Genomic DNA, 22,988 nt, shown 5'->3' with positions numbered 1-22,988 from the left:
AACCAATCTGGTCGAAGGCATCAACAACAAGATCAAGGTCATCAAGCGGGTGGCCTACGGCTACCGGGACGACGCCTACTTCTTCCTGAAGATCCGGGCGGCCTTCCCCGGACTTGGGTGAAGAACCTCTTTTTTTGGCGTGACTGCGCTGCCGATTCGCCCGATCCACTCCGTGGGGGACGGGCGAGCATTCTTGGATCGTGCCAAGAGCCTCCCGTTCGCCGGCGTGTAGCTGCTGCCGCAGCTGCGATGCTCTCAGCTATTTGCGACCGCTTGCCCGTAGTTGGCCGTCCAAAAGGGCTCAGAAGGCAGGCAGCACGAAAGCAAACAGGGCCCCAACCGTAGTCGCCGCCACTGCCGCCGCCCAGGTCCAGAGGCTGAACCCCCGCAAGCGCCTGCAGGTCCTAGCCAACGCTGGATCCGCCGGACAGGGGAGCGTCCTTGCTTGCCAGAGCATCCATCCAGAGAATGCGAGCGCCGCGCCCGCCACCCCGAACACCAACGCCTTGTGCGCAGACAACCAGACCAGTTGCGGCACGGCGGTGACCAGGCCTGCGAGCGCCGCGCCCGCACCCAGGGCCACCATCACCGCCGGCAGCACGCAACAGATCAGCGTGCCGCTGGCGGCGCCCAGCGCCAGCAGGCTGAGCCCCACGTTCCGCTTCAGGGGCGCCTGCAGCTCATTCATCGTCCGCCTCCCGGCTCACGCGGTCGCGGATAGCCTGGAGCGTCGCATCGCTGCGGCGGATCGCCACGACGGCGTAGCCCGAATCGGTAATGGCCTTGGTCAGCTCTTCGTCCGTCAGTTCCGCGCCGTCCTTGAGGGCCACGGCGACGATTCTGTTTTCCAGGCTGACATAGACCTCTGCAGTGGCGTCGAAACTCTTGAGCGTTTTCTCGATGCCTTGGGCGCAGAACGCGCAGACCAGGCCGTTGACGTCCATTTCGATGGTCTTGGCCGAGACCGCGGATGCAGCGGCCATCAGGAGGAGGAACACAGTGCGGGTAAAGGTCTTCATGAAGAGTCTCCGGGTCAGAAGTTGAACATGGCCATGGCTTGCAGCTTGCCGTCGGTCGTGGCGCCTACCTCGACCCACGTGCCTCCCTTGAACAGGCGAAGCAGCAGCGCCGTCTCGGTGCCGTCGTACAAGCCGTTCGAGTAGCGGCGTCCTTGCAGGACGATCCAGGTGGCCAAGGTGTCGTAGTCGTGCTCGTAGGGCGCGATGCCTAGCTGCAGGGTGTCGATCCGATGGGAGAAGCGGTCGCTCTCCTGCAGGTCGGTGCGGAACGCGCTGTACACGCGGCGGGTTTCGTAGTCGACCTGAAAGCCGACGTTGCGAGCCAGGGTGCTGCCGGCGAAGTCACTGCCGGTGGCGCTACCCAACCCGCCCCAGACGAACACGTTCGCCTGGGCACCGGGAAGGTTCCAGCGCTTGGCCAGCAGGTTGCCGCGCAGGTACACGATGTCGCGCTCGAGTGAGCCGTCTTCGCTCATCAGTTCGGTCCAGCCGGCACCGCCCGACCACCAGTAGCGCGGTGCGTAGAAGGCCTGGAACTCGTTCATGGTGCCGGCACCGTACTCGGCCATCACGGTGCTGCCGCGGGCAAACGCGATGGGTTTGGCGGCCACGGGGGCCACGAACAGGGCCAGCGCCAGCGCGCCCAGCCCAGGGGAAAGGTATTTCATTGGAATGCTCCGTCGATCGCCGCGAGGCGGCGGGTCCCGCACGGGTGCGGGCAGGGATCGGCAGAGTCAGCTGATCGGCGGGCGCAGTTGCTCTTGAACCGGAGCCGCGGCGGGCACCGCCACCTCCGAGGGGGACGAATGCGGGACGCGCAGGGCCATCGGAAGCACCCAGACCGAGACGCCCACCATGGGGGCCGCCACGCGGCAGTTTGCGGGCGGGCACTCGGGCTGCGGGCAGCAACCCTCCTCGCAGGCAGGTTCAGCTGACGCGGCCGGACCGGCATCGTGGCAAGGCATCGCGGCGACATCCGCGGATGGATCGGCGCCGGCGCCAACCGGCGGCATGGCCATGACCGGCGAGCCCACCAGCGCCATCGCCAGCAGGAGTCGCCAGGCCCATCCGAGAATTCCGGGTCGTGTCATCGTTTCGCCAGTCTAGAACAACGCTGTGACCGTGGCGGCAAGGGAAAGTTCATGACGCGACCGTCCGTCCGAGACACCCGGTGATGCGCCCTGCGGGCCATCAGGTCGCTCGGTGCACGTTCTCCCGCCGCCGTTGGGCCGGCCGGGACGACGGCGCTTCATGCAGCGCACCCAGAATGGCGCAGGCCTCCCGGCGCCCGCCGGCGCAACCGGCGATGGTGCGTTCCAGCTCCCGGGCCATGCGCCGCAGCTCCTTTTGTCGCGCCTGGATTTCGGCCAGATGATGGCGCGCCAAGGCGTCGACTTGTTCGCAGGACAGCGCTGGATCATCGGCCAGCCGCAGCAAGCTGCGGATCTCATCGAGACTGAACCCCAGATCCCGGCCCCGGGTGATGAACCGCATCCGGTCCACGTCTTGGTCCGTGTAGGCCCGATACCCGCTGTGGGTGCGGGCGGGCCGCGGCAGCAGGCCGATGCGCTCGTAGTAGCGGATGGTTTCCAGATGGCAGCCGCTGGCGGCCGCGACTTCCCCGATCTTCATCCCAGACCTCCCAGGGGGTTGACCCTGTAGTCGCTACGGGCTTTAGGGTAGCGCCACTGACCGAGGAAATGCCATGTCCGGCTGCCACTGTGATGACACCGCTTCCACCCTGAGCCAGGCCCAGGACGCCAGCCGGCGCCGGGTCCTGTGGGCCGTGTTGGGGATCAACGCCGCCCTGTTCGTCGGCGAGTTCACCGCGGGCTGGTGGGCCGACTCGAGCGCCCTGCAGGCCGACTCGCTCGACAGCCTGGGCGATGCCGGCGTGTACGCCCTGAGCCTGGCGGTCGTGGGCGGCAGCCTTCGTCAGCGCAATGGCGCGGCCGTGGTGAAGGGCCTGCTGCAGGGTCTGTTTGGCCTTCTGGTGCTGGCTGAAGTCGTGCGCCGCCTGTTGACCGGAGCCGAACCGCTGGCGCCGCTGATGGCGGGTGCGGCAGCAATCGCCTTGCTGGCCAACCTGGCGTGCTTCGGGTTGCTGATGCGCTTTCGCGGCGAGGACTTGAACATGCGCTCGGTTTGGCTATGTTCGCGCAATGACCTGGCGAGCAACGCCGGGGTGATCGCGGCGGCCGGTATCGTGGCGCTGACGGGAAGTGCGTGGCCGGACACTGCGGTGGGCTTGCTCATCGCGGTGCTGTTCCTCCATACCTCCTGGCAGGTGCTGCGCGAGGCCTGGCCAGGCTGGCGGCACCCGGCAGAACCCTGCACCAAGGAGACGGCACCATGACGCGACTGGACCAGGCCTTCGCGCAGGAATGGGACCTCGCCCAGGCTGCCAGACGCGGCGGTGACCTGGAGCGCGCCTTCCACCATCTCGAACGCGCCCACATCCTGGGGCAGCGGCGCACGTGGCTGCACGTGAAGAGCCATCTCGCGATGCTGCAGATTGGCTGGCAACGGCGGGACGGGCGCGAGATCCGGGGGCAGGCGGCGCGCATCGTGGCGGCCGCGCTGTTTTCGCGTCTCTGGGTGCCGGTGGGCAACACCGGTGGCGCGAATGTGCCCGCGACCCAGCCGATGCCCGTGCCACCTGATCTGCAGGCCGTGATCGATGAACAAGGCGCCTGAAATTGTGTATCCGCCACCAAACCCGCTACCCTGCCTCGCAATGACCTCGCCTCTGCGCTCACTGATGCACTCGCTGCGAGGCCTGTTCTGGGGCCTGACGGTGTTGTGCCTGCTGGCGCAGCCCGTGCTGTCGGCTGCCCATGAACTGCACGAAGCCGAGCATGCGTTCGCCGATGCCGCCGCCGGCATCACGGGCGACGCGATGGCTGAGGAGTCGCCGGCCCCCGGTACGCTCGATGGCCTGCTGCATGCGTTCGACTGCTGCCTGCACGCCACGGCCGTCCCGGCGCCGGTGCTGACCTGGACACCTCACCCGCTACAGTCGCTCGCGCCGCGGGTAAGCCTGCCCGTGCACACCCCCGCTGCTTCCTCCCGATTCCTGCGCCCTCCGATCGCGGCCTGACGTCCCAACGTCCCCGGGGCCTCGCCCCGCTTGCCCGATTCCGGAGAAACACCATGTTGAACACCAAGGCGGCGATGGCCGCCCTGTGGTGCTGCGTTGTCCTCGCCCTTCCGGCGTGGGCCGCCGCACCGTCCCGCCCACTGGACCTGCGCCAGGCTTTTTCACTCACCCTTGATCGTCATCCCGACCTTCGCCGCCTGCCGCTGGAGCAGGCCATCGTTTACGCAGATGTCGACGTGGCCGCACAAAAGCCCGCGTGGGTGGCCGGCGCCAGCCTGGAGAACGTGCTGGGCAGCGGCGACTACCGCGGCGCGGACGGGGCCGAGCTGACCCTGAGCCTGGGCTCCGTGCTGGAGTCCCCGGCCCGGCGCGAGGCCAGGATCGGGGTCGCCCAGTCGCGGATGTCCGGCCTGGACGTCGAGGCAGAGGCGCGTCGCCTCGATCTGTTGGCCGAAGTCGCCCGCCGCTATCTCGACGTCCTGGCGCTGCAGGAAGAGGCCATCGCGCTGGAAGCGACCTTGGCCCAGCGCGGCAAAGCGGCTGATGCCGCCCGTCGTCGCGTTGCCGCCGGTGCTTCGCCGTCGTCCGTGCAGCTGGGTGCTGAAGCGGCGCTCGCTCGCGCCGAACTCGAACTCGCCCGCACGCAAGCGGCCGTCGACGCGGCGCGCCGGCGCCTGGCCCTGATGTGGGGCGGCGAGCCGACCGGCCCGGTGGCCGGGGAACTGCTGACCTTGCCAGCCACGCCTGATTTCGCGTCGCTCGCGTTGCTGCTTGATCGCACCCCGGAGCTGCAGCGATTCGCCAGCGAAGCCCGCGTGCGCGAAGCCCGCCTGCAGTTGGCCCAGTCACAGTCACGCCCGGACCTGGAATGGCAGGTCGGCGTGCGCCGTCTGCAGGGGAGCGACGACTGGGCGCTGATGGGCGGGCTGTCGGTGCCGCTGGGCAATCGCCGTCGGGCGGAGCCGGGGATACGGGCCGCCCGCGCCGAGCTCGACGCCCTGGCCCTCGAACGCGAGGCCGGTGAGCTCGACCTGCGCGCCACCCTGGCCGAAGCGCACGGCCGCCTGCAGGTTGATGCCTTGGCCGTGCGCCAGACCACGGACAAAGTGCTGCCGGCGCTCGAACGCGCCGAATCCGCCGCCGGCCGGGCCTATCGGGCCGGCGCGCTGAGCTACCTGGAGTGGGCGCAGCTGCAGGCTGAGCTGTTGTCCGCCCGTCGCGACCGTATCGCCGCCGCCCGCGACTTCCATCGCGCCCTGATTGAAATCCAGCGCCTGACCGCCGAGCCGTTCGTGCTCGCGGACCGCGCCCCGAGTGAGACCACGCCATGACCCTGCGTCCTTTCCTGCTACCCCTTGTGCTCATCCTGGGCCTCGTCGCCTGCGGCGGATCCGAGCCCGATGCCCACGCCCAGGGCGAGGGCGGTGACCACAACGACCACGCCGAGGCGGAGGCCGAGCCCGCCAAGGGCGCCCACAACGGTCGCCTGCTGACCGAAGGCCCTTATACTATCGAGCTCGCGATTTTCGAAGACGGCGTACCGCCCGAGTACCGCGCCTGGCTGTACAAGGATGGCGAGCCGCTGCCGCCGACCGCCGGCGAGTTGACCGTCGTGCTCACGCGCCTGGGCGACATCACCGACACGCACACTTTCACGCCTAGGGATGACTATTTGCTGGGCAGCCTGGAGGTGTACGAACCGCATTCGTTCGACGTGGCCGTCACCGCCCGGATCGACGGCCAAGCGCTGACCTGGTCCTTCCCCAGCTACGAAGGTCGCACCACCATTCCGGCCGCCGTGGCCAAGGACGCCGGCATCGTGGTCGCCCCGGCCGGGCCCGGCGTGATCCGGGACGAACACGACGTGCAGGGCCTGCTGACGCCCATCGAGGGTCGGCACGCCCGCGTCGTGGCCCGCTTCCCGGGGCCAGTGAAGGGCGTGCGCGTGGGCCTGGGTGACACCGTTCGCGCCGGCCAGGCGCTGGCCACGGTCGAGAGCAACGTCAGCCTGTCGGACTACGCCGTGACCGCGCCGTTGGCCGGCACCGTGCTGGCACGCAATGTCGCCGTGGGCGACCTGGCGGGCGAGCAGCCGCTGTTCGAGATCGCCGACTTGTCCGCCTTGTGGGTGGACCTGCACCTGTTCGGCGCCGATGCCCAGCACATCACGCCCGGCCTGCCGGTCGAAGTCACGCGTCTCAGCGACGGCGTCAGTGCCCGCACCACGCTCGACCGCGTGCTGCCCGGGACAGCTACCGCCAGCCAGAGCACGGTCGCCCGCGCCACCGTGGACAACGCCGACGGCCGCTGGCGGCCGGGGGCCGCGGTGCGCGCCCGCGTCACCGTGGCCGAGCAGCCGGTGGACCTGATGGTGCCCTTGGCGGCGCTGCAGCGCTTCCGCGACTGGGACGTGGTGTTCGTGCGCTTTGGCGACGACTACGAGATCCGGCCGCTGGAGCTCGGGCGCCGCGACGGTGTCAATGTCGAGGTGCTGTCCGGCCTGAAAGCCGGAGATCCGGTCGTGATCGGTCAGAGCTACATCGTAAAAGCCGACATCGAGAAGTCGGGGGCCTCACATGACCACTGAGCAGCCCGGTTTTCTCGAACGCTTCATCCGGTTTGCGATCGCGCACCGGTGGTTGATGCTGCTGCTGACGGCAGCGCTGTGTGCGTTGGGCGTCTGGAGCTTCACCAAGCTGCCAATCGATGCCACGCCCGACATCACCAACGTCCAGGTCCAGATCAATACCGAAGCGCCTGGCTATTCGCCGCTGGAGTCCGAGCAGCGGGTGACGTTTCCTATCGAGACGGCCATCGCCGGTCTGGCAAAGCTTGAATACACCCGCTCGCTCTCGCGCTACGGGCTGTCGCAGGTGACGGTGGTGTTCGAGGACGGCACCGACATCTACTTCGCCCGCCAGCAGGTGGCCGAGCGGCTGCAGCAGGCCAAGTCGCAACTGCCGCCCGGCCTGGAGCCCGAACTCGGACCCGTCGCCACGGGTCTGGGCGAGATCTACATGTACACGGTGGAAGCCGAGCCGGGGGCGACCAAGCCCGACGGCACGCCGTGGACGTCCACAGACCTGCGCACCCTGCAGGACTGGGTGGTGCGCCCGCAGCTGCGCAATACCCCTGGCGTGACCGAGGTCAACACCATCGGCGGGTTCGCCCGGCAGATCCATGTCACGCCGGACCCCGCCCGCCTGGTGGCCTATGGGTTTACCCTGCAGGACGTCGTCGACGCCGTGGCCCGCAACAACCAGAACATCGGCGCGGGCTACATCGAGCGCAATGGCCAGCAATACCTGGTACGCGTGCCCGGCCAGGTGGCGGACCTCGAGGCACTGCGCCGCATCGTGCTCGACCGCCGGGACGGGGTGCCGATCAGGGTTGGCGACGTCGCCGAGGTCGGCGAGGGTCCCGAGCTGCGCACGGGCGCTGCGACCCAGAACGGTGAAGAGGTCGTGCTGGGCACGGTGTTCATGCTGGTGGGCGAAAACAGCCGAGCCGTTGCACGCGCCACGGCCGAGCGCCTGGCGGAAGTGTCGAAGTCGCTTCCTCCGGGCGTCGAAGCGACGCCAGTGTACGACCGCACGTCCCTGGTCGACCGCACCATCGCCACCGTGACCAAGAATCTGGTTGAGGGTGCGCTGCTAGTGATCGTGGTGCTGCTGTTGCTTCTCGGGAACTTCCGGGCCGCGCTGATCACGGCAGCCGTGATCCCGATTACGATGCTGATGACGATCACCGGGATGGTGCGCGGTGGGGTCTCGGGAAACCTGATGAGCCTGGGCGCGCTCGACTTCGGTCTGATCGTCGATGGCGCGGTGATCATCATCGAGAACTGCATCCGCCGCTTCGGTGACCGCCAGCACGCGCTGGGCCGGCTGCTGACGCGGGAGGAGCGCTTCGACCTGACCGCTTCGGCCACCGCCGAGGTCATTAAGCCCAGCCTGTTCGGCGTGGCGATCATCGCGGCCGTGTACCTCCCGGTGTTCGCCCTCACCGGCATCGAGGGCAAGATGTTCCACCCGATGGCCTTCACCGTCGTGCTGGCGCTGACGGCGGCCATGCTGCTGTCGCTGACCTTCGTGCCGGCGGCGGTCGCGGTATTCCTGGGCGGCAAGGTGCAGGAGAAGGAAAGCCGGGTGCTGCAGGCCATTCGCAAGGTTTACGCGCCGGCGCTGGACTGGGCACTGCGATTCCGCCTCCCCGTCGTGGCCGCCGCTGCGGTGCTGGTGGTGATGTTCGGCCTGCTCGCCTCGCGCCTGGGCTCGGAGTTCATTCCCAGCCTGGACGAAGGCGATATCGCGCTGCATGCGCTCCGGATCCCGGGCACCAGCCTGGGCCAGGCCGTGATCATGCAATCCACCCTGGAGGCCCGGATCAAGCAGTTCCCGGAGGTCGAGCGTGTATTTGGAAAGCTGGGCACCGCCGAAGTGGCCACTGACCCGATGCCGCCGTCCGTGGCGGACACCTTCATCATGCTCAAGCCGCGTGATCAGTGGCCCGACCCGCGCAAGACCAAAGCCGCGCTGGTGGCTGAGATCGAGGCGGCCGTGAAGCAGCTGCCCGGCAACAACTACGAGTTCACCCAGCCAATCCAGATGCGGATGAACGAGCTGATCTCGGGTGTCCGCGCGGACGTGGCGATCAAGCTCTACGGCGATGACTTGGACACCCTGGTGGAGGTCGGCGAGCAGCTCGAGGCCGTGGCCAAGGCGATCCCGGGCGCGGCCGACGTCAAGCTCGAGCAAGCTACCGGCTTGCCCCTGCTGACCATCACGCCCAATCCGGAGGGCCTGGTGCGCTACGGTCTGAACCAGGTGGCGGTGCAGGATGCCGTGGGAACCGCGGTGGGCGGCACGGTGGCCGGCCAGCTGTTCGAGGGCGACCGGCGTTTCGACCTCGTGGTCCGACTGCCGGAAGCCCTACGGACCGACCCCGCGCGTCTGGCCGACCTCCCGGTGCCATTGCCCGCCCATGAGGGCGACGACGATGAAACCAGCCGCGGCGCGAATTGGACCAGCGGAAATCCGACCACGGTGCCGCTGCGCGAACTGGCTACCCTGGAGATCGTAGAGGGTCCCAACCAGATCAATCGCGAGAACGGGAAGCGCAGGATCGTGGTGACCGCCAACGTCCGCGGGCGGGACCTCGGCAGTTTTGTGGCGGAGCTTCGCCAGCGCATCGATGCCGAGGTGACCGTTCCGCCGGGCTATTGGGTGGACTACGGCGGCACCTTCGAGCAACTGATCGCCGCCAGCCAGCGGCTGTCGGTGGTGGTGCCCGTGACGCTGATACTGATCTTCGGACTGTTGTTCATGGCCTTCGGCTCGGGACGGGACGCCGCGGTGATCTTCAGCGGTGTGCCGCTGGCGCTCACGGGCGGGGTGCTCGCCTTGTGGCTTCGCGACATCCCGCTGTCGATCTCGGCCGGCGTGGGCTTCATCGCGCTGTCGGGTGTGGCGGTCCTGAACGGCATCGTCATGATCTCCTTCATCCGCAAACTGCGGGCGGAAGGTGACCGGCTGGACGATGCGATCCGCGACGGTGCGCTTGGCCGGCTGCGACCGGTGCTGATGACCGCGCTGGTGGCCTCGCTCGGGTTCGTGCCGATGGCCTTCAACGTCGGCGCAGGTGCCGAAGTGCAGCGCCCTCTGGCCACGGTGGTGATCGGCGGCATCGTGTCTTCGACGCTGCTGACCCTGCTGGTGTTGCCCGCGCTCTACCGCCTATTGCATCGTGATGATGCCGGTGCGAACGCCGCTGCCTGAGGAAGCACCATGAGCCTGCCCGCCGCCATCGGTTTGTTCGCGCTGACCGCGTTGGCGGAGATAGTTGGTTGCTGGCTGGTCTGGCTCTGGGCCCGCCACCAGGCGTCGGCCTGGTGGCTGGTGCCCGCAGCACTGGCGCTCGCGGCCTTCGCTTGGCTTCTGACCTTGCACCCGACAGCGTCTGGCCGGATCTACGCGGCCTATGGCGGTGTCTACGTCACGCTGGCGCTGGGCTGGCTGTGGGCCGTTGATGGCATCCGACCCGACCGCTACGACCTTCTGGGCACGGCCCTGATCCTCTCGGGCGTGGCGGTCCTGTTGGTGGCACATTGGCAGCCCCCGCCAGGCTAGTCGTACACCCGCACGCACACGATTGCGCCGGCCTGTTTGAGGATCTCATCGGCCTGCGCCTGAGTCGGGGCGCTCAGTAGCGTGCTCGGGTCCAGCAGCCCAGTGCCCAGCCCCACGGAGATCCACGGTCGCCCGTCCTTGGGGCGTCCCTTCCGGAAGCGCTGGAACAGTGCCAGTTCGGCCGGCGTCAGCGCGTCGAAACGCCGTCCGTCCAGGGCGAGTTCGTTGCAGAGCTTGCACCGCAGGCCGGCCGTGTTCTTGCCCGACCCCACGGCAATGTAGTTGTCGACCACCTTCGGACTCGGGCCCCTATCGACGCGAGCCAGCGGGACAACCCCGAAGTTTGCACAGCGGGGGTTGCGACAAGTATTCACCTGCACCCCTTGAACCACTTCGGGGCAACGCTCGCTCGTAGGTGGAATAGCGCCCAAAAAAGAACCCCCAGTCGGAAATGACCTGGGGGTTATAGAGCCGGGGACCTATACCGTCAACACGTTAACGTAACGGCTGGCGGGATACCGGGGCCTTGTTTTTTGGCTGCGGATGAACGCGGATAGTCGCGGATGGGGCAGAAGCAGAACTCGAAATGCTCCATCCGCGCAGATCCGCTTCGAAAACCCCTCACTTCCCGAAGTCGTAGAACTGCCAGTCGGCCCCGAGGTCGCCGGCGGGGACTTCGCCGCGCAGGCGGGCGCGCACGGCGGCGACCGGCATCGGTCCGCCAGTGAGGATGGCGTCATGGAACTCGCGTTCGCCCATGCGGCCGCTGCCGACCATCTCCCGGTGCAAGGCCTGGAACTGCAGGCCGCCGATCATGTAAGCGACCTGGTAGAGAGGGCCGTAGTCGCCGGCAAAGCTGCGACGGACCTCGGCACGGGCGTTTTCCCGCTCGTGCCCGACCCGCCGCACCAGCAGATCCACCGCCTGGTCGGGTGACATCTGGCCCAGGTGGAAGCCCAGCGAAAACAGGATCCGGGCGGCGCGATGGCTGCGCCAGAACAGCATGCCGATCCGGTCTTCCGGTGTCTGCGCGAAGCCCAGGTCCCAGAGCCGGAACTCCCAGTACAGGGCCCAGCCCTCGGTCCAGAACGGGCTATGGAACAGCTCCCGATGGGTCTGGTAGCGCCGGTTGTAGAAATGCTGCAGATGGTGGCCCGGAATCAGCTCGTGGTGGACCACCGCCCGGCTGAAATGGCGGTTGTTGCCGCGCAAGGCCATCAGTTTCTTGTCGTGCGGCATGCTGTCGGTCGGGTAGGCCACCCAGACGTCCTCGCCGCCGAGGAAAAACGGCGCCTGCAACTGGTACTCGGGGCTGAGCATGGTCATGCGCCAGTCGCGCTTTGCCAGCTCGGGAATGCTCACGAGATCGCGCTGCTCGAGGAAGGCGATGGCCTCGTCGGCCAGCGCGACCACCAGCTTCGGCTGCTCGCCGGGGGCGGGATGGCGGTTCTTGACGGCTTCCAGGGCCTGGCGCCAGTCATCGTGGCCCATCTCCGCCGCGGCCTTGGCCATCTCGCGCTGGCACCAGGCCAGTTCACGCTCGGCCAGCCGCATCAGCTGTTCCGGCGTGTAGGGGATCAACTCGTGGCGCAGGCCGGCCAGCAGGGCCTCGCGGCCGATCGGGTCGCCGATGATGGTCTCCGGATCGGCGGCGCCGGCCAATGTCTCGGAAAGGCGCTTGCCGTGCGCTTCCAGCACCTTGTCCAGGGCTTCGTAGGGCTGCTTCGCCCACCAGGTGAACTGCGGGTCGTAGCCGGCATGGAAGGCGTACCACTGCTTCAGGTCCTCGCGCACGCCGGCCAGCAGCCTGGCCGCCCGATACGCCACCACCGGCGTGCCCGGCGCGGCCTTCGGGTCCTTGTCCAGGCGCTTGCCCAGGGTTTCCAGCGCCTGTCGGACCTGGTCCAGGGTGTCGGCAGCGGCGCGTGCGTCCGGGTATTCCAGATGGCGCCGGGCCTCGGCCAGGGCGATCAGCCGGGACACCCCGGGCAGCAGCGGTTCGGCCTGCTGCCAGCGCTCGCGCTCGAAGTCCAGCTGCTGCAGCCGGTAGGCCAGGTCGCGCCGCAACAATGCCAGGTCCAGGCGGTCTTCCTGGTTCAGTCCGGCAGCGTCGAATTCCTGCAGGCGCCGCTGCCAGCCGAGGTACAGGGCGCGCAGGGCGGCCTCGCGGCGCGGACCGGCGGTCACGTCCTGCACGTGCAGGACGCTGTCCAGGTCGGCCCGGAAGCGTGCCACCACCGGCGCCAGGCGCTGGTCGGTGGCCGGCATTTCCGTCAGCGCCGGCACCAGCTCGCCGGCCGGCAGGCTCAGGGGGGTGGCCACCAGGGCCAGGGTGATGCCGGCGGCGGACAGGTGTCGGATCAGGCTCATGTGGTGTCCTCCTGGGCCGGCGCGTGCCGGCGGGCGGTGTCCCGGATGAAGGTCAGCAGCGCGGCCAGGCCGTTGCTACGGGTCGGCGAGAGGTGCTTTGCCAGGCCGATCTCGGCGATGTAGTCGGGTCGGGTGGCCAGGATCTCGGCCGCCGACCGGCCCGAATAGACGCGCAGGGCCAGGTAGATCAGGCCGGAAACGATGCTGGAATCGCTGACGGCGTGGAACTCGAGGTCGTCGGCATCGCCTTCGGCCACGATCCAGACCAGGGACTGGCAACCGTGCAGGCGATTGGCCTCTGTCTTCCACGCCTCGGGGAAAGGCGGCAGCTTGCGGCCCAGGTCGATCAGGTACTGGTAACGCTCCGACCAGTCGCCGAACAGGGCGAACTCCTCGGCGATGGCGGCCTGGGCCTCGGCAGCGCTGGCTTCGCTTGGACGCATCAGGCGCGCCTCCAGCGTACGCCCTGCGGAGTGTCCTCGAGCAGGACGCCTTCTTCGGCCAACTGCCTGCGGATGGCATCGGCGCGGGCGAAATCGCGGGCAGCCCTGGCGGCATTGCGTTCGTCCACCAGCGCCTGGATGCGCGCCTCGTCGTCGCCGCCGCGACGGAACCACTCCGCCGGATCCTGCTGCAACAGCCCCAGCAGGGCGCCGCCGCCGAGCAGTTCGGCCTTGAGATTGGCCCTGGCGATGGGCCCCTCGGCCTTGCGTGCCTCGGCGGCGATGCGCGACAGCTCGGCCAGGGCCGCCGGAGTGTTCAGATCGTCACAGAGGGCGGCTTCGATGGCCAGCGGCACCATCGGCTCGATGACCGGCACGTCGGCCAGGTCGCGCAGGGTGCCGTACAGGCGGTCGAGGGTGCGTACCGACTGTTCGATCAGGCCCTCCGACCAATCCAGGGGCTGCCGGTATTGAGCCGAGAGCAGGGCATAGCGCAGGGCTTCGGGCGGATGCCGGTCGAGCAGTTCGCGCACCAGCCGGACGTTGCCCACCGACTTGGCCATCTTGGCGCCGTCGAAGGTCAGCATGCCGTTATGCAGCCAGTAGCGGGCGAACAGGCGGCCGCCGTGGGCGCAGGTGCTTTGCGCGATCTCGTTTTCGTGGTGCGGAAACTGCAGGTCCACGCCGCCGCCGTGGATGTCGATGGTGTCGCCCAGGTGCGCCTCGGCCATGGCCGAGCACTCGATATGCCAGCCGGGCCGGCCGCGGCCCCAGGGCGAATCCCAGCCGGGCAGGTCCTCGCCCGAGGGTTTCCAAAGCACGAAATCGCCGGGGTCGCGCTTGTACGGCGCCACTTCGACCCGGGCTCCGGCCAACAGTTCTTCGGGGTCGCGCCGGGACAGCCGCCCGTACTCCGGAAAGCTGGCCACCGAGAACAGCACGTGACCCTCGGCGGCATAGGCATGACCGGACTCGATCAGCCGCTCGATCATGGCGACGATATGCGGAATGTGCTCCGTGGCATGCGGGGTCGCGTCCACCGGCGGCACGCCCAGCCGGGCCATGTCGTCGAAATAGGCACGGGCATACTTGCCGGCGATCTCCGAGATCGGCACGCCGAGCTCCCTGGCGGCGGCGTTGATCTTGTCGTCCACATCGGTGATGTTGCGGGCGTAGACCAGCTTCGGGTAGTGCCGGCGCAGCAGGTTGGCCAGCACCCCGAACACCACCGGCGGCCGGGCGTTGCCGATGTGCACGTAGTTGTAGACGGTCGGCCCGCAGACGTACATCGTGACCCGGTTCGGATCCTGGGGCGCGAAGACCTCGATCTCTCGGGTCAGGCTGTTGAAGAGTCGCAGTTCCATGGGCCGGCGCGGGGCGCGGTGGGGATGCTCGAAGTCTAACAAGCGCCCGGCCCGGTTTAACGAAAATCTTAGGCTCGGGTTCAGCCGCCCGGTGCTTGAATCTCGCCAGCATCGTGCCGCCAGCCCTCATGGAGACCGTTCATGCGATCCATCCGCCTGCTGCCCCCGCTGCTGGCCTTCGTCGCGGCCCCGGCCCTGGCCCAGTACCAGGAAGGCTACGGCCAGCCGGCCTACGATCCGGCCAGCGTCGTGCCGGAAAACGTCACCTATGGCTACGCCCAGGTGCTGCGCGCCGACGAGGTCTATGAGACGGTGATCACCCGGACGCCGGAAGAGCGCTGTGACGAGGTCGAGTACCGTCAGTCCGGCAAGGCCACCGCCGGTGCGGTGGTGGGCGCCATCGTCGGCGCCGCGGTCGGCAACCAGATCGGCAAGGGCGACGGCCGCAAGGTCGCCACGGTAGCCGGCGCGGCCGCCGGCGGCGCCATCGGCCACAACGTCGGCAAGCAGCAGGAAATCGCCGACGCCCGCGCCGGAGCATGCCGCATGGTCGAGGTCGAGCGCCAGGAGCGGCAGCTGATCGGCTACGACGTCGAATACATGTACAAGGGCGAGAAGTACATGTCCAGGCTGCCCTACGATCCGGGCAACCGGCTGCGGGTGCGGGTCTCGGTGACCCCCGATGCCGTCGCCGGGTACTGACCGCACCGGCGCTTGCGCGCGCCCCGGGCGCCCGGCATACTCGCCGCCCATGTCCCTCGAACGCTCCGCCGCCGTTCTCAGCTCCGCCCGCATGGCGGCGGGTATGACCTCGCGCGCGCGCCGACCGGAAGCCCACATAGCCGCTGGGTAAGCCGGTCGTCGTCATTCGTCCGCCTGAAAGCCCAGCCCTGCGCTGGGCTTTTTCGTTTTCCGATGCCAGGAATCCGCAGATGAAGCATTTCCTCAACACCCAGGACTGGAGCCGCGCCGAACTGGACACGCTGCTGGCCAGCGCCGCCGAATTCAAACGCCAGCCTGTCGGCGCACAGCTCAGGGGCAAGTCCATCGCCCTGGTGTTCTTCAACCCGTCGTTGCGTACCCGCACCAGTTTCGAACTGGGCGCCTTCCAGCTGGGCGGGCATGCGGTGGTGCTGGCGCCGGGCAAGGACGCCTGGCCGATCGAGTTCGCCCCGGGTGCGGTGATGGACGGCGAGGCAGAAGAGCACATTGCCGAAGTGGCGCGGGTGCTGGCCCGTTACGTGGACCTGATCGCCGTCCGCGCCTTCCCGAGGTTCCGGGACTGGACGGAGGACCGCGAGGACACGGTGCTGCGCGCCTTCGCCAGGCATTCGACGGTGCCGGTGATCAACCTGGAGACCATCACCCATCCCTGCCAGGAGCTGGCGCACGCGCTGGCCCTGCAGGAGCACTTCGGCACGACCGACCTGCGCGGGAAGAAGTACGTCCTGACCTGGACCTACCACCCCAGGCCGCTGAACACGGCCGTGGCCAACTCCGCCCTGACCATCGCCACCCGCCTGGGCATGGACGTGACCCTGCTGTGCCCGACGCCGGAGTACATCCTGGACGAGCGCTACCTGGGCTGGGCCCGCGACAACGTCGTCGAAAGCGGCGGCAGCTTCCGCGTCAGTCACGATATCGCCGAAGCCTATCGTGGCGCCGACGTGGTCTATGCCAAGAGCTGGGGCGCCATTCCGTACTTCGGCCGCTGGGAGGAGGAAAAGCCCGTCCGCGATGCCCACCGGCACTTCATCGTCGACGAAGCCAAGATGGCCCTGACAAACGATGCCGTCTTCAGCCACTGTCTGCCGCTGCGCCGGAACGTGAAAGCCACCGATGCGGTCATGGACTCCCCGCGTTGCATCGCCATCGACGAGGCCGAGAACCGTCTGCACGTGCAGAAGGCGGTGATGGCGGCGCTGGTGGGGCAGCAGGCATAAGCGAATTCCCCTGCGCAAACCCTCCGGCCATTTCCCGGACTCCCAACCCTCTTCCCGACTCCTCTCCCGCAGTGAGGGGAAAGTCCCACAAGGAAACGAACATGTCCGACAAGTCCATCGTCCTCGCTTTCTCCGGCGGCCTCGACACCAGCTTCTGCATTCCCTGGCTTCGTGAGCGCGGCTGGGACGTGCACACGGTGTTCGCCGATACCGGGGGCGTGGACGCGGAGGAGCGCGCCTACATCGAGGCACGGGCGGCCGAACTGGGCGCCGCCAGCCACGTCACCGTCGACGGCGGACCGGTGCTGTGGGAGGGTTTCGTCAAGCCCTTCGTCATGGCCGGCGAGAGCTACCAGGGCCAGTACCCGCTGCTGGTGTCGGACCGCTACCTGATCGTGGACGCTGCCCTGAAGCGCGCCGCCGAACTGGGCACCCGCGCCATCGCCCACGGCTGCACCGGCATGGGCAATGACCAGGTGCGCTTCGATCTGGCGGTCAAGGCGGCCGGTGACTACCGGATCGTGGCGCCGATACGCGAGATCCAGAAGCAGCACAGCCAAACCCGCGCCTACGAGCAGGCCTACCTGGAAGAGCGCGGCTTCTCCGTTCGCGCCAGGCAGAAACAGTACACCATCAACGAGAACCTGCTGGGCGTCACCCTGTCCGGCGCCGAGATCGATCGCTGGGAAGCACCGGGCGAGGGCGCCCGCGCCTGGTGCAAGCCGCGGGCGGAATGGCCGGCGCAGCCGCTTCGTGTCACCCTGGGTTTCCGCAATGGCGAGGCGGTGTCGCTGGACGGCGAGACGCTGCCGGGCGCGCAGCTGCTGGCGAAGCTCAACACGCTGTTCGCCGAGTATGGGGTCGGGCGCGGCCTCTACACCGGCGACACCACCATCGGCCTCAAGGGCCGCATCATCTTCGAGGCGCCGGGCCTGACCGCCCTGCTGACCGCGCACCGCGCCCTGGAAGAGGCGGTGCTGAGCAAGGCTCAGAACCGTTTCAAGCCGGAAGTGGCGCGCAAGTGGGTGGAGCTGGTCTACGAGGGCTTCTACAACGACCCGCTCAAGTTTGACCTGGAGGCCTTCCTGAAGAGCAGCCAGGCCTGCGTCAACGGCGAGGTGGTGCTGGAGACCGCTGGTGGCCGCGTGGATGCGGTGGCGGTGCGCTCGCCGCATATCCTCAATGCCAGGGGTGCCACCTACGCCCAGTCGGCCGATTGGGGCGTGGAGGAGGCCGAGGGCTTCATCCGCCTGTTCGGCATGAGCAGCACGCTCTGGGCAGAGGTCAATCGCCGATGAACCGGAGCGGACATGACCGCGGAGCCAATACCGGCGGTCCCGACAAAGCTTCCATGAAGCGGATGCCATGATGCTGCAGGACGTACTCGGACACCTGGAAGCCCTGGTGGGCTTCGATACCCGCAACCCGCCCCGTGCCATCGGCACCGATGGCATTTTCGACTATCTGCGCGCGCAGCTTCCGGGCTTCCATATCACCTTGACCGACCACGGCGCCGGCGCGGTTTCGCTGCTGGCGGTGCGGGGTGCGCCAGCGCGGCTGTTCAACGTGCATCTGGACACGGTGCCGGACTCGCCGGCGTGGACGGCCGACCCGTACCGCCTGCGTGTCACCGGCGACCGCGCCATCGGCCTGGGCGCCTGCGACATCAAGGGCGCCGCTGCCGGCCTGTTGGCTGCCGCGAACGCCAGTACCGGCGACGCCGCCTTCCTGTTCAGCACCGACGAGGAAGGCAACGACGCCCGTTGCATCGCCGCCTTCCTGGCCAGCGACCATGGCTTCACGGAAGCGGTGGTGGCCGAGCCGACCGGCGGCCAGGCGGTGCTGGCCCATCGTGGCATCAGCTCGGTGCGCATGCGTTTCCGCGGCCGGGCCGGGCACGCCTCCGCCGCCGACGCGCTGGAGCAGAGCGCCGTGCACCAGGCCATGCGCTGGGGCACGAAGGCCCTGGACTTCGCCGCGGCCCAGGGCCACGCCCGCTTCGGCGGCCTGACCGGCCTACGCTTCAACATCGGCCGCGTCCATGGTGGCATCAAGGGCAACATGATCGCGCCGGAGTGCGAACTGCGTTTCGGCTTCCGGCCGCTACCCTCGATGGACATGGACGGCTTGCACGCAAGTTTCCGCGACCTGGCCGAGGCCGGTGCGCTGGACGTCTACGAGGAAACCTTCCGCGGTCCGCCGCTGCCGGCCGGCGACATCGCCGGCGCCGAAGGTCGGCGCCTGGCCGCCCGCGACCTGGCCGACGAGCTCGGCCTGCCCATCGGCAACGCGGTTGATTTCTGGACCGAGGCCTCGCTTTTTTCCGCCGCCGGACTGACCGCTCTGGTCTACGGTCCCGGCGACATCGCCCAGGCCCATGCCGCCGACGAGTGGGTCGCGCTCGACCAGCTCGCCGGCTACGCCGCCACCGTCCATCGCCTGCTCAGCGCCTGACCATGTCCGATACCCGCAGCACCATTGTCCGCCTGCTCTCCAACATGGCCAGCGCCAAGGAGATCCAGCAGTACCTCAAGCGCTTCTCGCAGCTGGACGCGGCGCGCTTCGCCGTGGTCAAGGTGGGCGGCGCCATTCTGCGCGACGAACTGGAGGCCCTGGTCAGCTCGCTGGCCTTCCTGCAGCAGGTCGGCCTGACCCCGATCGTCATCCATGGAGCCGGCCCGCAGCTGGATGAGGAAATGGCCAGGGCAGGTATCGGCAAGAAGACCGTGGGCGGTCTGCGCTACACCGACCCGGCCGGCCTGGCCGTGGTGCGCAAGGTGATGCAGGGCGAGAACCTGCGCCTGGTCGAGGCCCTGCAGGCCCAGGGCGTGCGCGCCACCTCGGTTACCGGCGGCGTGTTCGAGTGTGGCCTGCTGGGCCGGCGCAAGTATGGCCTGGTCGGCAAGGTCGAACGCGTGCACACGGCGCCCATCCAGGCCGCCATCAAGGTCGGTTCCATCCCGGTGATCGCCTCGCTGGGCGAGACCAGCGGCGGCCAGATCCTCAACGTCAATGCCGACTGGGCCGCCAACGAGCTGGTCAAGACCCTGCGTCCCTACAAGATCGTCTTCCTCACCGGCACCGGCGGCCTGCTGGACGGCGAGGGCAGGGTGATCGATTCGATCAACCTCAGCACCGACTACGAAGGCCTGATGGCCCAGCCCTGGTTGCACTCGGGCATGAAGCTGAAGATCCAGCAGATCCACGACCTGCTGATGCAGTTGCCGCCGGCCAGTTCGGTGTCCATCACCCGACCGGATCAGCTGGCCAAGGAGCTGTTCACCCACCGTGGGTCCGGCACCCTGGTGCGGCGCGGCGAGCGGGTGCGCCGGGTCACGTCCTGGCGCAGGCTCGACCTCAAGAGGCTCAAGGCGCTGGTGGAATCGGGGTTCGGCCGCCGCCTGGCAGCGGATTACTTCGAGAAGACCAAGCCCTATCGTGTCTACGTTTCCGAACATTACCGGGCGGCGCTGATCCTGACCCTGGAAGGCGGTCTGCCGCACCTGGACAAGTTCGCGGTGGCCGAGGATGCCCAGGGCGAAGGACTGGGCCGGGCCGCCTGGCAGGTGATGCGGGCGGAGAACCCCCGCCTGTTCTGGCGCGCCCGCCGGGACAACCCGGTCAACGACTTCTATTTCGACGAGGCCGACGGCTGCCTCAAGGGCGAACACTGGAACGTATTCTGGTACGGCCTGGACGGCTGGGACCAGGTGATGTTCGCCGTGGACCACTGCCGGGCGCGCCCGGCCACGCTCAAGGGCTGAAACATGGACAGGGATTGCTGGCAGGCGGTTCCCACGCTGGTGGGTCGGCACGTTCGGCTGGAGCCGTTGCAGGCCAAACACGCCGATGCCCTGGCGGCGGCGGCGGGTGACGGCGAGCTGTGGCGCCTCTGGTACACCTCGGTGCCGTCGCCGGACACGGTGCATGATTACATCGGCAAAGCCCTGGCCGACCAGGCTGCCGGCACCGCCATGCCATTCGTGGTGAAGGACGCGGCGGGCGCGGTGGTCGGCAGCACCCGCTTCTTCATGATCGACCGCGACGTGCCGCGGCTCGAGCTGGGCTACACCTGGTACGCCCGCCGCGCCCAGCGCACTGCCCTGAACACCGAGGCCAAGCGCCTGCTGCTGGGCCATGCCTTCGAGGTGCTGGGTTGCGCCGTGGTGGAACTGCGCACGCACGTGTTCAACCACAGTTCGCGGCGGGCGATCGAACGCCTGGGCGCGCATTTCGACGGTATCCTGCGCCGGAACATGCGCATGCCCGATGGCGACCTGCGCGACACTGCCGTCTATTCGATCCTGGACAGCGAATGGCCGACGGTGCGCAAGCATCTCGACTTCAAGCTGGCCGGAGGAATGACCCCGTGAGCGCGAGGATCAGGTTGGGCCTGGTCGGCGCACGCGGCCATGTCGGCAGCGAGCTGATTCGGTTGCTGGCAGGGCACCCGCGTTTCGAGCTGGCCTTCGTCGGCTCGCGGGAACGGGCCGGGCAGCGGCTCGCCGACCACGAGCCGTCTTATGCCGGCGAGCTGCGCTATGGCAATCCCGAGCCCGCGGCCGCCACCGTGCCAGGCGCCGACGCGGTGGTGCTGGGACTGCCCAATGGCCTGGCCGCGCCCTACGTGCAGGCCTTCGACGCGCATGCGCCGGACACGGTGCTTCTGGATCTCTCGGCCGACTACCGTTTCGACCCGGCCTGGCATTACGGCCTGCCGGAGCTGACCCGTGCCCGCGCCGCCGGTGCCCGCCGCATCAGCAATCCCGGCTGTTACGCCACCGCCATGCAACTGGCCGTGGCGCCGATGCTCGGCCGCCTGGCCGGACCGGTGCAGTGTTTCGGCGTGTCCGGCTACAGTGGCGCCGGCACCGCGCCCTCGGAGCGCAACGATCCGGAGAAGCTGCGCGACAACCTGATGCCCTACGCCCTGGCCGGCCATGTGCACGAACGCGAGGTCGGCCACCAGCTCGGCCATCCGGTGGAGTTCATGCCGCACGTGGCGGCGCACTTCCGCGGCATCACCCTGACCGCCAACCTGCATCTGGCCGAGCCACTCACGCTGGGCGAGGTGAAGCGCATCTATCGCGATGCCTATGCCGGCGAGCCGCTGCTGGCCGTGCTGGACGAGGCGCCCTGGGTCAGCCGCATCGCCGGCCGCAACGGCGCCGAGTTAGGCGGTTTCACGCTTTCGGAGGACGGGCGCCGCCTGGTGCTGGTGGCCACGCTCGACAACCTGCTCAAGGGCGCGGCCACGCAGGCCCTGCAGAACCTCAACCTGGCCTTCGGCCTGCCCGAAACGATGGGGATAGCGACATGAGCGAGCTGCTCTGGCAGAAGCCCGGCGTGGAAGTGGATCCGCGCATCCAGGCCTTCCTGGCCGGCGATGACGTGCTGCTGGACCGGGAGTTCATCCTGGACGACATCACCGCCTCGGCGGCGCATGCCCGCGGGCTGGCGCGCATCGGCCTGCTCACCCGGGACGAATGCGATGCCCTGTGCCGCGAGCTGCAGGCCCTGGCCGCCGATATCGAAGGCGGCGCCTTCGTGCTCGATGCCCGCTACGAGGATGGCCACTCGGCCATCGAGTCGCGCCTGGTCGAGCGCCTGGGCGACGTCGGCCGCAAGATCCACACCGGCCGCAGCCGCAACGACCAGGTCCTGGTGGCCACCCGCCTGTGGTTGAAGCGCAGGCTGGGCGAGCTGCGCGAGCTCTGTCGCGAGCTGGCTGCGCTTTGTCTGCGCAGGGCGCAGGCGGAGGCTCTGCCGATGCCGGGCTACACCCACCTGCAGCGCGCCGTGGTGTCCTCCACGGCGATGTGGTGGGCGGGTTATGCCGAGGCCTTCATCGATGACGCCGTGCGCGCCGGCCAGGCCCATGACTGGCTGGATGCCAACCCGCTGGGCACCGCCGCCGGCTACGGCGTCAACCTGCCGCTGGACCGCGAGGGCAGCACCAGGGAGCTGGGCTTCGCCCGCATGCAGCTCAGCCCCATCTACGCGCAGCTCAGCCGCGGCAAGTTCGAGATCGCCGCCGTGGACGCGCTCGGCGCCGCCGCCCTGGACCTGCGCCGCCTGGCCTGGGACCTGAGCCTGTTCACCACCGCCGAGTTCGGCTTCGTCAGCCTGCCGGCGCAGTACACCACCGGCAGTTCGATCATGCCGAACAAGCGCAATCCCGACCTGGTCGAGCTGATGCGCGCCACCTATGCCAGCATCGCCGCCGCCCGCGTCGAGCTGGAGCAGCTGCTGTCCCTGCCCAGCGGCTACCACCGCGACCTGCAGTACAGCAAGGGCGCGCTGCTCCATGCCTTCGGCCGCGGCCTGGGCGCGCTGGCCCTGCTGCCGGGCCTGCTGCAGGGCCTGCAGTGGAAGCCGGAGCGGCTGGCGCAAGCCTTCGACGAGGGCATGTACGCCACCGATCGCGCCATCGAGCTCGCCCGCGAGGGCCTGCCTTTCCGCGAGGCCTATCGCCTGGCGGCGGTGGAACCGCTGCCCAGGGCCGGTGCCGACCCGCAGGCCAGCCTCGACGCGCGGGTTTCGCCCGGCGGGCACGCGGCGCTGGGGCTGGAGGTGCTGCGGGAACGCATGGCGGCGCTGTCCCCATGAGTCTGGATCCCT

The 22,988-nt window shown here is 68.6% G+C and carries 24 protein-coding genes; 16 read left to right on the top strand and 8 right to left on the bottom strand.

Going from position 1 to position 22,988, the window contains the following annotated elements:
* Positions 1-121: transposase (locus tag F0415_RS09530; protein WP_149860985.1), on the top strand; the 121-nt coding region annotated here is incomplete at its 5' end.
* A 180-nt stretch (positions 122-301) separates the two neighbouring features.
* Here F0415_RS09530 and F0415_RS09525 read toward each other — a convergent pair.
* The 4 genes from F0415_RS09525 to F0415_RS09510 form a co-directional block, all read right to left on the bottom strand.
* The gene (locus tag F0415_RS09525) at positions 302-688 is read right to left on the bottom strand and encodes a hypothetical protein (RefSeq protein WP_149860984.1); all 387 of its coding nucleotides are present in this window, start codon (positions 686-688) and stop codon (positions 302-304) included.
* Positions 681-1,019 carry a heavy-metal-associated domain-containing protein gene (locus F0415_RS09520; RefSeq protein ID WP_149860983.1) on the bottom strand — a complete coding sequence of 113 codons (339 nt, stop codon included), beginning with the start codon at positions 1,017-1,019 and terminating at the stop codon, positions 681-683. The genes F0415_RS09525 and F0415_RS09520 overlap by 8 nt, the downstream gene beginning before the upstream one ends.
* Positions 1,020-1,033: 14 nt before the next feature.
* Entirely contained in the window at positions 1,034-1,687 is a 654-nt protein-coding gene (locus F0415_RS09515; protein WP_149860982.1) for a hypothetical protein, read from the bottom strand.
* Positions 1,688-2,210: 523 nt separating this feature from the next.
* Complete coding sequence (locus tag F0415_RS09510; protein WP_149860981.1) at positions 2,211-2,651, bottom strand: MerR family transcriptional regulator; 441 nt, start codon at positions 2,649-2,651, stop codon at positions 2,211-2,213.
* Between the two features lie 73 nt (positions 2,652-2,724).
* Here F0415_RS09510 and F0415_RS09505 point away from each other — a divergent pair, with 73 nt between their 5' ends.
* The 7 genes from F0415_RS09505 to F0415_RS09475 all read left to right on the top strand — a co-directional run bounded on the left by F0415_RS09505 (position 2,725) and on the right by F0415_RS09475 (position 10,247).
* Positions 2,725-3,375 carry a cation efflux transmembrane domain-containing protein gene (locus F0415_RS09505; RefSeq protein ID WP_149860980.1) on the top strand — a complete coding sequence of 217 codons (651 nt, stop codon included), beginning with the start codon at positions 2,725-2,727 and terminating at the stop codon, positions 3,373-3,375.
* Complete coding sequence (locus tag F0415_RS09500) at positions 3,372-3,716, top strand: DUF3703 domain-containing protein (protein ID WP_149860979.1); 345 nt, start codon at positions 3,372-3,374, stop codon at positions 3,714-3,716. The genes F0415_RS09505 and F0415_RS09500 overlap by 4 nt, the downstream gene beginning before the upstream one ends.
* Positions 3,717-3,780: 64 nt before the next feature.
* Complete coding sequence (locus F0415_RS09495; protein WP_149860978.1) at positions 3,781-4,119, top strand: hypothetical protein; 339 nt, start codon at positions 3,781-3,783, stop codon at positions 4,117-4,119.
* 53 nt (positions 4,120-4,172) lie between these two features.
* Positions 4,173-5,450, top strand: coding sequence for a TolC family protein (locus tag F0415_RS09490; protein ID WP_246149929.1), 1,278 nt, complete (start codon positions 4,173-4,175; stop codon positions 5,448-5,450).
* The gene (locus tag F0415_RS09485; protein WP_149860977.1) at positions 5,447-6,706 is read left to right on the top strand and encodes an efflux RND transporter periplasmic adaptor subunit; all 1,260 of its coding nucleotides are present in this window, start codon (positions 5,447-5,449) and stop codon (positions 6,704-6,706) included. The genes F0415_RS09490 and F0415_RS09485 overlap by 4 nt, the downstream gene beginning before the upstream one ends.
* Entirely contained in the window at positions 6,696-9,896 is a 3,201-nt protein-coding gene (locus tag F0415_RS09480) for an efflux RND transporter permease subunit (protein WP_149860976.1), read from the top strand. Before F0415_RS09485 ends, F0415_RS09480 begins: the two co-directional genes overlap by 11 nt.
* A gap of 9 nt (positions 9,897-9,905) precedes the next feature.
* The gene (locus tag F0415_RS09475; RefSeq protein ID WP_149860975.1) at positions 9,906-10,247 is read left to right on the top strand and encodes a YnfA family protein; all 342 of its coding nucleotides are present in this window, start codon (positions 9,906-9,908) and stop codon (positions 10,245-10,247) included.
* On the opposite strand, the gene F0415_RS09470 is transcribed toward F0415_RS09475, so the two are convergent.
* The 4 genes from F0415_RS09470 to cysS form a co-directional block, all read right to left on the bottom strand.
* On the bottom strand, positions 10,244-10,540 hold the full coding sequence (locus F0415_RS09470; protein WP_149860974.1) for a hypothetical protein: 297 nt from the start codon (positions 10,538-10,540) through the stop codon (positions 10,244-10,246). The two genes, F0415_RS09475 and F0415_RS09470, sit on opposite strands and share 4 nt — an antisense overlap.
* A 328-nt stretch (positions 10,541-10,868) precedes the next feature.
* Entirely contained in the window at positions 10,869-12,617 is a 1,749-nt protein-coding gene (locus F0415_RS09465) for a DUF885 family protein (protein ID WP_149860973.1), read from the bottom strand.
* A complete protein-coding gene (locus tag F0415_RS09460) occupies positions 12,614-13,060 on the bottom strand; it encodes a SufE family protein (RefSeq protein ID WP_149860972.1) in 447 nt (148 codons plus the stop codon). Before F0415_RS09460 ends, F0415_RS09465 begins: the two co-directional genes overlap by 4 nt.
* Entirely contained in the window at positions 13,060-14,424 is a 1,365-nt protein-coding gene (gene cysS, locus F0415_RS09455; RefSeq protein ID WP_149860971.1) for a cysteine--tRNA ligase, read from the bottom strand. The genes F0415_RS09460 and cysS overlap by 1 nt, the downstream gene beginning before the upstream one ends.
* A gap of 141 nt (positions 14,425-14,565) precedes the next feature.
* On the opposite strand from cysS, the gene F0415_RS09450 reads away from it, so the two are divergent.
* The 8 genes from F0415_RS09450 (at position 14,566) to argH (ending at position 22,976) form a co-directional block, all read left to right on the top strand.
* Positions 14,566-15,126, top strand: a complete 561-nt coding sequence (locus F0415_RS09450; RefSeq protein ID WP_149860970.1) for a glycine zipper 2TM domain-containing protein — start codon at positions 14,566-14,568, stop codon at positions 15,124-15,126.
* 230 nt (positions 15,127-15,356) lie between these two features.
* Positions 15,357-16,367, top strand: coding sequence for an N-acetylornithine carbamoyltransferase (locus tag F0415_RS09445; RefSeq protein ID WP_149860969.1), 1,011 nt, complete (start codon positions 15,357-15,359; stop codon positions 16,365-16,367).
* A gap of 101 nt (positions 16,368-16,468) precedes the next feature.
* Positions 16,469-17,665 carry an argininosuccinate synthase gene (locus F0415_RS09440; RefSeq protein ID WP_149860968.1) on the top strand — a complete coding sequence of 399 codons (1,197 nt, stop codon included), beginning with the start codon at positions 16,469-16,471 and terminating at the stop codon, positions 17,663-17,665.
* A 70-nt stretch (positions 17,666-17,735) separates the two neighbouring features.
* A complete protein-coding gene (locus F0415_RS09435; protein WP_149860967.1) occupies positions 17,736-18,821 on the top strand; it encodes an acetylornithine deacetylase in 1,086 nt (361 codons plus the stop codon).
* A 2-nt stretch (positions 18,822-18,823) separates the two neighbouring features.
* On the top strand, positions 18,824-20,131 hold the full coding sequence (locus F0415_RS09430) for an acetylglutamate kinase (RefSeq protein ID WP_149860966.1): 1,308 nt from the start codon (positions 18,824-18,826) through the stop codon (positions 20,129-20,131).
* 3 nt (positions 20,132-20,134) lie between these two features.
* Entirely contained in the window at positions 20,135-20,740 is a 606-nt protein-coding gene (locus F0415_RS09425) for a GNAT family N-acetyltransferase (RefSeq protein WP_149860965.1), read from the top strand.
* Positions 20,737-21,687 carry an N-acetyl-gamma-glutamyl-phosphate reductase gene (gene argC / locus F0415_RS09420; protein WP_149860964.1) on the top strand — a complete coding sequence of 317 codons (951 nt, stop codon included), beginning with the start codon at positions 20,737-20,739 and terminating at the stop codon, positions 21,685-21,687. Before F0415_RS09425 ends, argC begins: the two co-directional genes overlap by 4 nt.
* Positions 21,684-22,976, top strand: a complete 1,293-nt coding sequence (gene argH / locus F0415_RS09415; protein ID WP_149860963.1) for an argininosuccinate lyase — start codon at positions 21,684-21,686, stop codon at positions 22,974-22,976. The genes argC and argH overlap by 4 nt, the downstream gene beginning before the upstream one ends.
* Positions 22,977-22,988 lie beyond the last annotated feature (12 nt).

This window comes from Arenimonas fontis, assembly GCF_008386465.1.
GTDB lineage: Bacteria > Pseudomonadota > Gammaproteobacteria > Xanthomonadales > Xanthomonadaceae > Arenimonas > Arenimonas fontis.
This window is presented reverse-complemented; position numbering and strand designations above follow the sequence as displayed.